Source organism: Paraburkholderia sp. GAS32, assembly GCF_050434225.1.
In the GTDB taxonomy this organism is placed as follows: Bacteria; Pseudomonadota; Gammaproteobacteria; order Burkholderiales; family Burkholderiaceae; genus Paraburkholderia; species Paraburkholderia madseniana.
The window spans coordinates 1-12647 of record NZ_JBNPVS010000045.1; the positions used below are offsets into that span (position 1 = coordinate 1).

Annotated in this window: 11 protein-coding genes and 1 pseudogene; 8 read left to right on the forward strand and 4 right to left on the reverse strand. The window is 56.8% G+C overall.

All coding sequences use genetic code 11. The features are described 5' to 3' along the window. Positions 1-262: pseudogene (locus P3T25_RS37445) on the forward strand (TniQ family protein); the annotation flags it as partial. Positions 263-549: 287 nt separating this feature from the next. On the opposite strand, the gene P3T25_RS37450 reads toward P3T25_RS37445, so the two are convergent. From P3T25_RS37450 to P3T25_RS37460, 3 genes are all read right to left on the reverse strand, one after another. Continuing rightward, complete coding sequence (locus P3T25_RS37450) at positions 550-747, reverse strand: hypothetical protein (RefSeq protein WP_429362060.1); 198 nt, start codon at positions 745-747, stop codon at positions 550-552. 230 nt (positions 748-977) lie between these two features. Continuing rightward, positions 978-1226 (reverse strand): hypothetical protein, encoded by a 249-nt coding sequence (locus tag P3T25_RS37455; protein ID WP_429362062.1) that lies wholly within the window; start codon positions 1224-1226, stop codon positions 978-980. Positions 1227-1283: 57 nt separating this feature from the next. Continuing rightward, positions 1284-2546 (reverse strand): polyhydroxyalkanoate depolymerase, encoded by a 1263-nt coding sequence (locus tag P3T25_RS37460; protein WP_429362064.1) that lies wholly within the window; start codon positions 2544-2546, stop codon positions 1284-1286. 362 nt (positions 2547-2908) lie between these two features. On the opposite strand from P3T25_RS37460, the gene P3T25_RS37465 reads away from it, so the two are divergent. Next, positions 2909-3568, forward strand: a complete 660-nt coding sequence (locus P3T25_RS37465) for a TetR/AcrR family transcriptional regulator (RefSeq protein ID WP_429362066.1) — start codon at positions 2909-2911, stop codon at positions 3566-3568. 142 nt (positions 3569-3710) lie between these two features. Here P3T25_RS37465 and P3T25_RS37470 read toward each other — a convergent pair whose 3' ends face one another. Further along, the gene (locus tag P3T25_RS37470) at positions 3711-4385 is read right to left on the reverse strand and encodes an IS6 family transposase (RefSeq protein ID WP_429362068.1); all 675 of its coding nucleotides are present in this window, start codon (positions 4383-4385) and stop codon (positions 3711-3713) included. 1159 nt (positions 4386-5544) lie between these two features. Here P3T25_RS37470 and pldA point away from each other — a divergent pair. The 6 genes from pldA (at position 5545) to P3T25_RS37500 (ending at position 12469) form a co-directional block, all read left to right on the forward strand. After that, positions 5545-6351: a 4-pyridoxolactonase gene (gene pldA, locus P3T25_RS37475; protein ID WP_429362070.1), complete on the forward strand. Its 807-nt coding sequence runs from the start codon at positions 5545-5547 to the stop codon at positions 6349-6351. 110 nt (positions 6352-6461) lie between these two features. Beyond that, positions 6462-7703 carry a cytochrome P450 gene (locus P3T25_RS37480; RefSeq protein ID WP_429362072.1) on the forward strand — a complete coding sequence of 414 codons (1242 nt, stop codon included), beginning with the start codon at positions 6462-6464 and terminating at the stop codon, positions 7701-7703. 137 nt (positions 7704-7840) lie between these two features. Further along, positions 7841-9361 carry an aldehyde dehydrogenase gene (locus P3T25_RS37485; RefSeq protein WP_429362074.1) on the forward strand — a complete coding sequence of 507 codons (1521 nt, stop codon included), beginning with the start codon at positions 7841-7843 and terminating at the stop codon, positions 9359-9361. Positions 9362-9377: 16 nt separating this feature from the next. Then, positions 9378-10229 (forward strand): SDR family NAD(P)-dependent oxidoreductase, encoded by an 852-nt coding sequence (locus P3T25_RS37490; protein ID WP_429362076.1) that lies wholly within the window; start codon positions 9378-9380, stop codon positions 10227-10229. 24 nt (positions 10230-10253) lie between these two features. Further along, positions 10254-11024, forward strand: a complete 771-nt coding sequence (locus P3T25_RS37495; RefSeq protein WP_429362078.1) for an SDR family NAD(P)-dependent oxidoreductase — start codon at positions 10254-10256, stop codon at positions 11022-11024. 245 nt (positions 11025-11269) lie between these two features. Next, positions 11270-12469, forward strand: coding sequence for a cytochrome P450 (locus P3T25_RS37500; protein WP_429362080.1), 1200 nt, complete (start codon positions 11270-11272; stop codon positions 12467-12469). Positions 12470-12647: the final 178 nt, after the last annotated feature.

Sequence of the window (12647 nt, forward strand, 5' to 3'; positions counted from 1 at the left end):
GCCGTCGGCTTGGCTCATAAATCCGCGCTGCATGCCGTACTGTTTCCGATGCCTCGTGCTGAATGACGCAGACGTATCGGCGCCGCGCTGGAAACGTGAGTGGCTCGAACCGACAGCCGAATTCTGCAGCGTGCATCACACGCTCCTGGAAACAGTTCCCGCCTCTGTATTTCGGCTGTCGGGTCACTTTGCTGCCGCGCTGCGCGCGATCAGCCGTTATCGCGAGATGCGTAAGTTCAAGGACTACCGCCGTTTGCGTTAGCGGAATTAACGGACACGATTAGCACTTCAACGGACATTATTAGCGGAATTTACGAACTTCAACACCATCACTTCATTCTACCGCCGCCTCCCCCATCAACCTGGCAGTGCCACGGTGCCGACCTCATTCCTTTGTAGGGGCTGCCCGTTTGTCAAGGGCCATGAACTGTTGATCGCGCCAAATGTCAACGCCGTGGCCAATAAGCCGGGCAGCGAACAACGACGCAGAGGGCAAAGAGACATACAACCTCCTGAGGCCCAGTTTCAGCGTGCGGTCGATCAAATCGATCAACCGCCGGATGGCGGGCTGATTTCGGTGCCTCGATGGATGCCCTTCGTGTCGTGCAGCACCGACGCAAGCAGGGCATCAGCAAAGCGTTGCAGTGCCTGTACCGACCCGTAGACACTCCGATACTCCTCACGGCCGATGCGACCGTCGAGGGTGACCTGCATTCCCGAGTTCGCAGCTATTTCCAGGATGTCCATGACAGTCCTCCTTTTCAAATCTCTCCGGGGCCGTTCATCGTAAAAGGTCAACTGCGAGCGCAATCAGGGTGTGGAATCTGAATTTCAACTGGCGATAGCGCCGTAGCCTGCATTTTTTTGCCATCGACATTGAATCAGGCGCTTTTGTTGACACTATTGACCCTTTTCAACGTCCCTTGACGGACCTCATCCACGCCAGCGGCACAAGGCTTCCTCGCGCAGAGGTCTGTTCAAGCTGCATGCCGCTCGGCCCTCATCGCTGGCCGCTCTATTGCCGGGGGAAACACGCACCACGAGCCATCGTCGTGCCGGAAGAAAAAGATCGCCAGCGACCCAGCCGGTCGAGCAGCCTGGACGCAGACATAGCGTCGTTGATTTGAACGCATGCCAGTGAACCGCGTGACTCGAACCGGTATGGCTGGGGTTGGCGCGAGCCACTTGTCGATCAGCCTGCGCAAGGATTTCTCATTGCCATTCATCGTCCTCTCCTTCAACCCCATTCCCTGTTGACCAACCGCATCCGCATGCGTGCATCGTTATGCGGCGATGGCGTCAATGCATTTGGCTCGCTGTCCGGCTGCTTTCTGCGAGTCGTGCCGATAAATCAGCTCGCGAATTTGTGGATAGATCTCGGTGCTCCAGATATTCCCCGAGAAGATCCCGTAATGGCCGCAGCTCTCAGCGGAGACGCGGTGCTTGCGCGAGGCGCAAAGCCCCGAAAACAGATCGTGCGCGGCGTGTGTCTGACCTGGCCCGCAGATGTCATCCCGTTCACCTTCAACAGTGATCAACGCGGTGTCCCGGATGGCATGCGGGCGTACGGGTTTGCCGTGGACTTGCCAGATGCCACGCGCGAGGCGGTGCTCCTGAAAAACCACCCGAACCGTTTCGAGGTAATAGTCGGCCGCCATGTCGAGTACCGCGTTGTATTCGTCGTAAAAGCTACGATGCGCGGTAGCCGCTTTGGAGTCGCCGGTCGCCATGTCGCGGCAGTAGTTCAGATGCGAGGCGAGATGGCGCTCGGGATTCATGCCGACGAACGCCATGTGCTGCAGGAATCCGGGGTATACCCGGCGGCCGGCGCCAGGGTAGGTGCCCGGTACGGTATCGATCAGCTGCTGCTCAAACCAGTCAAGCGGCCGGCTTTGTGCCAGTTCGTTGACCGTTGTTGGTCCGCGACGCGCGTCGATCGGGCCGCCCATTAGCGTCATGCTGATTGGTGTGTCTTCCCCGTTACTTGCCATGAGCGAAATGGCAGCCAGCACCGGGACGGTCGACTGACAGACCGACAGGACATGGACGTCCGGCCCCAGGAACTCAAGAAACTTGCGCACATACTCGACATAGTCGTTCAGATGAAAGGCGCCCTCGGCGAGAGGGACCATGCGCGCATCGCGCCAGTCGGTGAGGTAGACGTCGAAATCCGGCAGCATCGTCCGCACCGTGTCACGCAGCAGCGTGGCGTGGTGACCCGATAGCGGTGCGACGATCAGCACAGCGGGTTGCCTGCACGCTGTGGCGCGCTCGAAGTGCAGCAGCCGGCAGAAGGGCTTATCCAGCACTACGGTTTCATTCACAGCGACTGGCGTGCCGCGGACGACCGTTTCTGTCAGGCCGAATGCCGGTTTCGGGTAGTGCTGGCATAGCCGCACAAGCAGATCACAGCCGGCCGCGAACTGACTGGCCGGCGTGGTGAATAGCGCGTCTTTGGTGGGTGCCAGGAGGCTGGCGGCGATCCGCAGCCACGGAAGGAACGGTGCCCAGGTTGCGCTGTGCAGCTCGCGCAGTGAGTAAGACATTAACACTTCAATTCTCCTGACCCCGCACACGCTTCGAAGCATCCGAACGCACCTTCTAATTGGTACGTTAACCAAATATTAGTGGTTCATATACCAATAAACAAGGTCGTTTTGCATGGGAGAAATACCAATAAGTATGGAGATTTGATTCGAGCAATCCGTCATTGGTCGCAGTTTTGTCCATGGTGGCTGGCTGAGCAGACCTTCTGCTAGGTTTAATTGGTATGTGAACCTATAATACGTAGTAGGCGAACCAATTCTGGCATGTGCAACTGCCATTGGGGTGGGGCGCTGGACGCCGATGGTTTCGGCCGAAATCAGGAATGTGTTGCGAAAAAGCTCGGATTGGGGAGTGGACACAGATGAAGGAAATGACCATTGCATTGGTAAAGACCCCGGCAGCCGGCACGGCAGACCAGCCGAAGCGTCGGGGCAATAGAGCCACCCGCGTGCCGCAGATCCTTGAGGTCGCGATCAAGGTTTTCGCGTCGGGAGGCGGTGCAGGGTTCACGCAAACACGCGTCGCAAGCGATGCGGGAATCCGGTTGAACACCTTGCAGCACTATTTCGGTACCCGCGACGAGTTGTTACGAAGCACGATCGAGGAAATGACCAGGCGCTATCTTGTGCAATATCGTGCATTGGCCAAAGACAAGTTTCGCTCTCCTGAAGAACGTCTTGATGACATCGTCGACGAGGCGTTCGGGGCGTTGACGGGGCCCGGCAGTCTTGCAAATGCCTTCGCCCTTCATTGTTGGAGTTTGGCAGAGAATGAGGCTTTTGTGCGCGATCTGATGGCTGAGGTCATGGGGGAATTTCAGCAAGTGTTTTCGGGTCTCGTTGCGAAAATCAATCCGTCGCTACCGTCTGGCGAATGCACGCTGCGCGGCGCCTTGATCCTCTCACACCTACAAGGCTTGATGGTTTTTACTCGTCGAGCTGGAGACAACGCGCCTGATCTGGACGCGCTTCGGGCGGCGACCAAGGTTGTGTGGAAAGCGTTGAGCACTGCCTCGCAATGAGCATGTCTCGCTAACCTGCGGGGGTATTGTCAAGTTGTTAAGCGGTGAGCGGTCAAACACTCAGTGCATCGGGATAACTAACTTAAGCTGCAAGGCGCTCCAGCATCGGAACGCACGCCACGCTCTCCCAGGCCGCGAAGGCCTAGGTGCGGAGCGCCCGCTTTTGTTTTGCGTCGGTGTGGAAACGGCAGCGCATGAAGAGATTGGCTACCTGATCGTGCATCGAAGCGAAACGCTGCAGGTGACGCGCCGACTTGAAGCGGCGCATCACCTTCTCACGCACCCGTGTCGGCTGGTGCGAGTTTTCCGCCCGGTTGTTCAGCCCCTTGTGTTGGCGGTGTTCGCCGTTCAGACCAAGATCCCGGTTCGCCGCGGCATAGCTCTTGAGTTTGTCGGTGATCAACACACGCGGCGGGCGCCGTGCTTCCTGAGCAATTTGCGCATCAGGCGCCTGGCCGCGTGCCGGTCGCGCCGGCCTTGCACCAGCACGTCGAGCACCGCGCCATGCTGGTCCACCGCACGCCCACTGCCAGTTCTTCTTCCCGTTGATCGTGACGACCACTTCATCGAGGTGCCATTTGTCGCCTCGCGCCAGGGCGGTCGACTGGATGCGCCGGGCAATGCCCAGGCCGAACTTCACCGACCAGCGTCGCACCGTCTCGTAGGTCAGATCGATGCCGCGCGCGGCTAGCAACTCCTCGACCATGCGCAGGCTCAGCGGGAAACGGTAGTACAGCCACACCGCGTAGCTGATCACATCGGGCGGAAACCGGTAGCCGGCATAGGAAATGGTGTCGGTGGCCGCGCGGGGCGGCAAAGTGGTTCGTTTCATGCCCGGGATTGTCGCCGCATCTCCCTCAACCTGCCAACAACGTGACAATACCTCCTAAACCAAGAACTCGATGCGCTATCGCAGCGCCTGTTTCCTTGGCTAGCTGAACGACGAATCTCTTGGCCTTGGCAGAAGACTTCCCATCCTTTTTAACGGCTTCTCTCCAACATCAATGGGCCGCATACGTAGTTTTTTCAGAACGCTCGTGACCTTGACGTCAGGGTATGCACCAATGAAAACTGTTAATGCGTCAGTTATTATTGGTTGCGTTCTCGAAATTTCTGCGATGGAAGAACGGTTGCGGCGCCAGTGTATTGCAGCATCGGGGGCATAGTGACCAGGAACTTCGCATACGAGGGTGTACTAATGCGCGAAAGTGGCTGGTGCCGGTACCGGCCGCGCTCTGCAACCTGGAGAGCGGCGCCAAGTCGACCCGCTGACAGTCAATTGTCACCGACAGAGCGAACAGCATGTGGGCTTCGGTACGGTTATCCATCGATGCCTAGGGGGCGCACTCTCTCTGAATAGAAAATCGAAGGTTCTGCTGTCAGTGCAGCGTTGCCGCCCGCGCCGTGATGGCGCGGCAAGATCCAATAGTTTGTCGCCAATTCAGGTGATGCAGCGAACGTGTCAGAACGAGAACGCTTAGTCCATCCATGGCAGGCGATTCGGTTCGACGTGAGAAGCGTATGGCTCGGAATCCAATGTGGAGGAAAGTCATGAAAAAACGGCGTGCGAGTCTCGTGAGTTTCATTCTGACAATTGGCATCTTGGTCAGTGTCGCCCTCGCGTGGAATATTCGAGAATCGTCCGATGAACAGGTGCAAGTAACCTCTTGCGCCTACTACCACGGTAGTTGCATTTCGAAGAGCGTCCTTGTTATGGGAAATTTCCACATGATCCCGTGAGCCCGACGGGGGGGAGTGAGCGCGGGCCGATCGACGTGGATCGAAGTGTTATAGCGTGCGGCGCTCAGGCGCAGTCTTCTTCCTTGCTTGCGACGGAGGCGAACAGTCCATGAGGACTGTTCGATCTTGCGCGCCAGGGAATGCACTAGTTAAAAATGACTAAACGTCATTTATCATGGGCAATCGGCTAGCTATATTCCTTAAATAAGCCTGTTTTTCTGAAAATGGACTGGCACATGAAAGAGACGAAAGTTTACCTTCTTGATGGTGGAACGATGGCCTTGGATCGGTCGTATCTGTACCTCAACGCGGGACTGACAGGCGAGGAGCGTTTCCCGGTTTACGGCGTACTTGTGGATCATGCCGACGGTAAATTTATTTTCGATACTGGTTTCGATTTGGACCACACATGTAAGACCGTGCCATTCACAAAGCCTCTTCAATCCTCACGGCAGACGATTCCCGGTCAACTAGACTTATTGAAGATGCGGCCCTCGGATGTCACGCATGTGATCAACTCCCACTATCACATTGATCACTGCGGGGGGAATAAACACTGTTCGCATGCAACGACTATCTGTCACAAATGTGAGCTTGAGGCTTTTCGTACTCCTCGCGAATCGGAAAAACTTGGCTATTCCGATACGAGTTTTGCGCCACATATCCGTGACCAATCACGAGACGAAAATATAGGTAGCGGAGACCTTGATATTTTCACTCCTCGTTTCGAGACGCTGACGGGGGATCAGGAAATTGCGAAGGGGGTATACCTATTCGAAACTTTAGGCCATACCGCTGGGCACTACAGCCTGATGGTGAACCTGCCACATCGACGCCCGATGCTTTTTACGGCCGATGCGTGTTACTCGAAAAAGAATCTCGACATGATGTGCATACAGGCCGGTAATCGCGACGAGTCGCAGGCTTTGACTTCGATACAGCGATTGAAGGACTTGGCAGAGAAATACGACGCAGAGCTCTTTTTTTCGCATGACGCAGAGAGCTACGAAAGCTATCAGAAGGCGCCTTACGCGTACGTTTGACGCGAGGTACTGTGAAGGTCAACTTTTCGCTAGTGCTGAGCAAGGAAGTCCGCCTTTCCGAGGTTGTAGTTCAGAAGGTCTCGGAGTAGCGGATGGAGACGGGAGATGTCATGTCAGATCGAGCTGTTTCCAATTCAATGCCGACGATTCCCCTACATGTCCCGTCCCATTTGGTGCGGGAAGTAGATTTTTATCAGATCCCAGTTGGCGAGGATCCTCAGCGGGATTACGCGGAGCGATTTCGCGACGAGCCCGATATCTTCTACATTGCCCAAACAGCAAAGGATCCGCAGTGGGGCAACTGGGTGGTAACACGCCGCAAGGATATTCAGACCATCATGCAGGATCCAGAGACCTTTTCCAGTCAACGGATTTCAGGTTTCGACCGAGCGTTGGGGGGGGAAGAGTGGTTCGCTTACCCAGTCAAAGCGGATCCGCCGGACCATGCTAAGTTCCGCTCGCTGCTTAACCCTCTGTTTTCGCCGGCCCGAGTGAAGACGCAGGAATCGCACATGCGTAGTCACACCATTCGTGTGATCGAAGATGTTCTGAACGACGGACAAGTGGACTTTGTGTTGCTGGCCCGCAAGCTACCCGCGGGAATTTTCAGCCATTTTCTCGGCATCTCGGTTGAAGAGACGCTTGAAGTGATGGGAAACGTCAGGAAGATCCTGCATAGCGGCTATGATGCCGGCACGCGCAAGGCGGGAATTGACTGGCTGATGTCGTTCGAGCGGGAACTGATCGCTCGTCGCACGAAAGAGCGCGGCGACGACCTGATCAGTATCGTGCTGGATGCACGTATAGACGGCCGCTCGCTCACCGAGAAGGAGATTTTTGGGCTTTTCTTTTTCTTTCTTCTGGCCGGTCTGGATACTATTGCTGGTGCGACTACTCTTCATTTTCGGCATCTCGCGATTGATGCGCCATTGCGTCGGCGGCTGGTGAACGAACCTTCCGCGATCCCCAGCGCGATTGAAGAGTTGTTGCGTCGTTACAGCCAGATTGCCACCAACCGGTTTGTTACTCGAGACGTCGAAGTAAGCGGCGTGTTGTTTCGCAAGGGCGACAACGTCATCCTGTCGATGCCGTTGAGTAACCTTGATGAGCGCGCGTTTGAGCATCCTTTGGACGTCGACATCGACCGTTCGCCGAATACGCATATTGCGTTCGGAGCAGGCCCGCATCGTTGTATCGGATCGAACATCGCTCGTCAACAATTGCGCATTACCTACGAGGAATGGCTGAAGCGGATTCCAGACTTCCACATTCTGCCCGGGGCGAAGGTCCAGGCGATCGCCAGCGAAGCGTTGGTGCTCACGACGCTTCCTCTGTGCTGGAGCCCGCTTTAGCCGGATCCATAGGTTATCGAATTCCCGGAGCGCTGCGGCCCTCATTCGACCCGTCCGGTGCGCGTTTCGCATCATCGGCGCTTCCTTTATGACAACCTTCCGTTGTAACCCCTTTATTGTCGTGAACTGAGAGAGCGATGATCCACAACCCCACATCTGCGGGCGCAGAAGTTCCAGGCGACGTGCAACGATACGACATGTACATTGGCGGCAGTACGCATACCCCGATAGCCGGAGAATACATTCCGACTGACAACCCGTATACCGGAAAGGTCTGGGGCGAGATTGCCCGAGGCACCAAAGCAGACGTGGATCAGGCCGTCGCCGCGGCTAAGGCAGCGCTACCGGTTTGGAACATGCTGAAACCGTCGGAGCGTGGCCGCGCCCTTGTCCGGATTGCTGACTTGATCGAGTCTCACGCCGAGTCGCTCGCAGCAGCGGAGGTTCGCGACAATGGAAAGCTATATAGCGAGATGCTCCCGCAAATGCGGCTCATGTCAGATTGGTATCGCTACTATGCGGGGCTGTGTGACAAGATAGAAGGATCGGTCATTCCTTCAGGCAAGCCGAACATGCTCGCCTACACGCGCCACGAGCCTCTCGGCGTGGTCGGGCTGATTACACCGTGGAATTCGCCGCTCCTGCTGCTGACACACAAGCTTGCCACCGCACTCGCGGCTGGGAACGTTGCCGTCATCAAGCCATCCGAATTTACATCTGCTTCAACCATTCAGTTTGCCGAACTATTTGGGCAAGCCGGGTTTCCGTCCGGGGTGGTCAACGTCATCACGGGGTACGGAAATGAAGCCGGAGCGGCGCTGGTCGAGCATCCAGACATCGCAAAAATCGCCATGACCGGCTCGGAGGCCGGGGGGCGACTCATTAACGAGACCGCCGCGCGTGATTTCAAGCATGTCGCGCTCGAGCTGGGTGGCAAGTCACCGAATATCGTATTCGAAGACGCGGATTTTGACGCCGCAGTGGTCGGCGCCATCGCTGGCATTTTCGCGGCCAGCGGCCAGACGTGTATTGCAGGTTCGCGGTTGCTGCTCCAACGTTCGATTCATGATCGCTTCGTTGATCGTCTCGTTCAGATGGCGGGTGCGGCGCATATCGGCGATCCGATGCTGGCGGGGACTCATGTCGGTCCAATCGCGACGTTGCAGCAATACGAGAAAGTACTGCGCTATATCGACATCGCGAGGCAAGAGGGCGCGACTTGCGTGCTTGGTGGTGGGCCGTATTGTGGTCCTGGCGCGGAAGGAGGACGCTTCGTAGCGCCAACGATCTTCACCGATGTGCATAACGACATGCGCATCGCGCGTGAGGAAGTGTTCGGTCCCGTGCTATCGATCATTCCGTTCGACACAGAAGAGGAGGCTTACCAGATTGCCAACGATACACGCTACGGCCTTGCCGCTGGTGTCTGGACGTCGGATATGGGAAAGGCGATGCGTGCCTCGGAGCGTCTCCAGGCTGGCACTGTCTGGGTTAATACGTATCGGGTCGGCGGCTACACTACGCCTTTCGGTGGCTACAAACACAGCGGCCTTGGCCGGGAAGGCGGCATTGAGGCAATCAAGGAATGGTTGCAAACCAAAACCGTCTGGATCTGTAGCAAGCCGGACACCAATCAGCCGTTCATTATGCGGCATTGAGCTAAGTGGGGATAGCATGGAAATCAGGCAGAAGGGCTGTGTTGTGACAGGCGCAGGCAGCGGAATCGGCCGAGGCATTGCGTTGGCGCTCGCCGTTGCCGGTGCCCGCGGTATCGTGGTTGCTGACGTGCAGTTGGATCGGGCCGAAGCGGTGTGCGCCGAACTTGAAGCGAAGGGGACGATGGCGCGTCCCTTTCTCTGCGATGTGCGCCGCTCCGAATCGGTCGAGCAGTTGGCCGAGATGGCGTGGCGCGAGTTGGGACACGTTGATATCCTCTGCAACAATGCGGGTGTTATCGCGACAGGCGCAGGATTTGATACGACCGACGACGATTTGCGTTGGCAGTTCGAGGTGAACGTGTATGGCGTGTTCAACGGCTGTCGCGCATTCGGTAGGCGCTTTCTTGCCAGCGGCACGAAAGCCTGGATCTGCAACACAGCCTCGCATCACGCGGTGGGTACGCCGACCAAAGGTGTCGCGACTTATGTCGCCACGAAGCATGCTGTACTCGGCTTCGCCGACGCATTTCGCCTGGAATACGGGGAGAGCATTGGTTTCAGCGTGTTGTGTCCGGGCATCATCAATACGCATTTGTGGGATGCCGGGCGTAATCGTCCGGCGGAGCTCGGCAGCGCATTCGAGGGCAGCGAGCAGAATCACGCGGCGCTCGAGGCCTATGGGATGAGTCCGGAAATCGTCGGAAAACTTGTGGTCAAGGGGATCCAGACGGAGGAGTTTTTCATCTGGACACACCCTTATTCGATGGAGCTGGTCGAAAAACGCTACCGCGAGGGACGCGACTCGCTCCAGCGACAGTGGCCGGATGGGCCGCTTCCGATGCATAAGCGCACACCGGGAAAGGTCTGAAACACATCCCGTAAAGGAATTCAGATGAAGGATCTCGAGAACAAGGTTGCTATCGTGCTTGGCGCATCAACGCCGGGTGGAATGGGTGAAGCCATGGCGCGGCGCCTGACTGCAGAAGGCGCAAAGGTCGTTGTTTCCGGGTTAGGTGTCGAACACCTGCAGCTTCTCGCGAGGGAGCTTGGCGGCTCGGCGCTTGAAGCGGATATTACCGACCAGCGAAGGATTGCGGATCTGGTTGCGCACACAAAGGATACTTACGGTCGTCTTGACATCGCGGTGAACGCGGCCGGGTTTGCGCCTCGCGTGCCATTCACGGACCTGACTGAAGAGCATTTGATGCGCATGGCGAAGATGCATTTCATCGGGCCGGCCATGTTCATCAAGCATGTCGCTGAGGTTATGGTCGATGGTGGGGCAATCGTCAATATCTCCTCGCTGTCGGCCTATGATCCGTTGTCAGGAATCATCGGTTACGCAGCGTCGAAGCGGGCCGGCGATCGCGTCGTCCAGGGAGCCGCCGTGGAATATCGCCACAAACGCTTGCGAATCAATGGGATTATCCCGTCGCTGGTACCGACGGAACTTTCGCGCAAAGGGGTACGCGATTTCGGGATGGACCCGGACGCTTTCGAGAAAAGTTTCATCGACCTGACGCCGCTGGGCAGGATTACCCGTCCGGAGGACATCGCTGCAATGACCTATATGCTGGTGCGTGACGAATTCTTCGAGACGGGGCAGATCTTCAACTATAGCGGGGGTAATTCGCTGTTGGGCCATCCACGGTTTTTGGCCTGATGTTTTCGCAGCGGACCGCGCAATTTCGTCGCATGAGTCGTGCCGCGCGGCTGCCCCGTGTCGACGTCAGGGAATTTTATGCACCGTCTGTCGACCCGGCCACTGTCTCGGGATACTTGCACGGTACGTGGGATGAGGGATTTGCGTTATGCGATGTCTCTATTCTGCGGCGCAGAACAGTACCTCGCGGATGACTCCGATGAGTGAGCCTGTGGGTCGATATAAATCTACTGAAGGACTTCATAATGCGTAGCCAACCGGTTGTCCCGGATATTCCAGCGAATCTGATCATGGATTTTGACTATTTTGCTGTCGAACCTGAGAAGGACGACATTCACTTGGGCTGGAAGCGGCTGCATGAGGGGCCGGAGATTTTCTATACCCCGCGCAATGAGGGGCATTGGGTGTTCACGCGGGCTGAAGATATAGCCGAGGGCTGGCGCGACACTGAGCACTTTTCAAACAAGGGCGTTGCCATGTCTCGTGAGGAGCGGGATATGAGGTTCTTTCCAGGGGAGGCGGACCTGCCAGAACATGCCAACTATCGGGGCTTGCTGCAACCGTTCTTTTCACCAAAGGCTGTGCAGCAGCTTGAGGAAAAGATGCGCGGACTGACTCGACAATTGATCGATGGGTTTATCGAGCAGGGCGGGTGCGAGTTCCAGACCCAGTTTGCGCAGCGGATGCCTATCTATACGTTCCTTACCATGATGCAGTTGCCGCTGGAACACGCCGAGCTGTTGCTACCCGCTGCGGACTGGCTTACCCGAGATCCCGATCCTCAGTCGTTCATGCGCGCCGTGCACGCAATGATGGCCTATCTCCAGGACTGCATTGCCGAGCGTGAGGGACAGACGGGTGATGATTTCATCAGTTACCTCCTGGGGGCGCGCATTGATGATCGCCCGCTGACGCAAATTGAGGTGCTGAGCATGACGGCCAACGTGATGTTCGGTGGCCTCGATACCGTGGTTTCGTCAATGGGATTCTTCATGAATTTTCTGGCACGCAATCCGGAACATCGCAGGCAGCTCGTTGCGGAACCCGCCTTGATTCCGGATGCGGTGGAGGAACTGTTGCGGCGCCACGGCATTGCCAACTTCGGGCGTATGGCCACCAAGGACTTCAAATACAAGGGTGTTTCAATGCGTGAAGGCGACCTGGTGCTGCTACCAGCTGCACTCTACAACCTTGACGAGCGGCGCTACGTCGACCCGCTGACAGTAGATTTTCGGCGGCAGAACAAACAGCACATGAGCTTCGGTACGGGTATCCATCGATGCCTGGGAGCGCAACTCGCTCGCGTCGAGCTGCGTGTTCTTCTACGGGAATGGCTGCAACGGATCCCGGATTTCGAGATTTCGGGCGACTCGCAGGTGGTCGCCAAATCAGGCCGCATCAATGCGATTAAACACTTGCCGCTGCGGTGGGAAGCGACCACATAGATGCACGACAACCTGGTGGGTAGATGATGAACAGATTTCAACACGATTTTTACCTGTGATGCATTGGCTGTAACTGGACCAGTTCGGGTTTGTTGTCCGGTTACCTGCAGCGTTGATTCCTGCTTTCGTTACTCGGTTCACGACGTTACCCCGTACAGCACTGGCGATCGCTGGACGC

What these genes read in the sequence shown, in the direction of transcription:
- P3T25_RS37485 (WP_429362074.1), top strand. Translation starts at nt 7,841, where the DNA reads ATGATCCACAACCCCACATCTGCGGGCGCAGAAGTTCCAGGCGACGTG.
- P3T25_RS37450 (WP_429362060.1), bottom strand. Translation starts at nt 747, where the DNA reads ATGGACATCCTGGAAATAGCTGCGAACTCGGGAATGCAGGTCACCCTC.
- P3T25_RS37480 (WP_429362072.1), top strand. Translation starts at nt 6,462, where the DNA reads ATGTCAGATCGAGCTGTTTCCAATTCAATGCCGACGATTCCCCTACAT.
- P3T25_RS37465 (WP_429362066.1), top strand. Translation starts at nt 2,909, where the DNA reads ATGAAGGAAATGACCATTGCATTGGTAAAGACCCCGGCAGCCGGCACG.
- P3T25_RS37495 (WP_429362078.1), top strand. Translation starts at nt 10,254, where the DNA reads ATGAAGGATCTCGAGAACAAGGTTGCTATCGTGCTTGGCGCATCAACG.
- P3T25_RS37460 (WP_429362064.1), bottom strand. Translation starts at nt 2,546, where the DNA reads ATGTCTTACTCACTGCGCGAGCTGCACAGCGCAACCTGGGCACCGTTC.
- P3T25_RS37455 (WP_429362062.1), bottom strand. Translation starts at nt 1,226, where the DNA reads ATGAATGGCAATGAGAAATCCTTGCGCAGGCTGATCGACAAGTGGCTC.
- P3T25_RS37500 (WP_429362080.1), top strand. Translation starts at nt 11,270, where the DNA reads ATGCGTAGCCAACCGGTTGTCCCGGATATTCCAGCGAATCTGATCATG.
- P3T25_RS37490 (WP_429362076.1), top strand. Translation starts at nt 9,378, where the DNA reads ATGGAAATCAGGCAGAAGGGCTGTGTTGTGACAGGCGCAGGCAGCGGA.
- pldA (WP_429362070.1), top strand. Translation starts at nt 5,545, where the DNA reads ATGAAAGAGACGAAAGTTTACCTTCTTGATGGTGGAACGATGGCCTTG.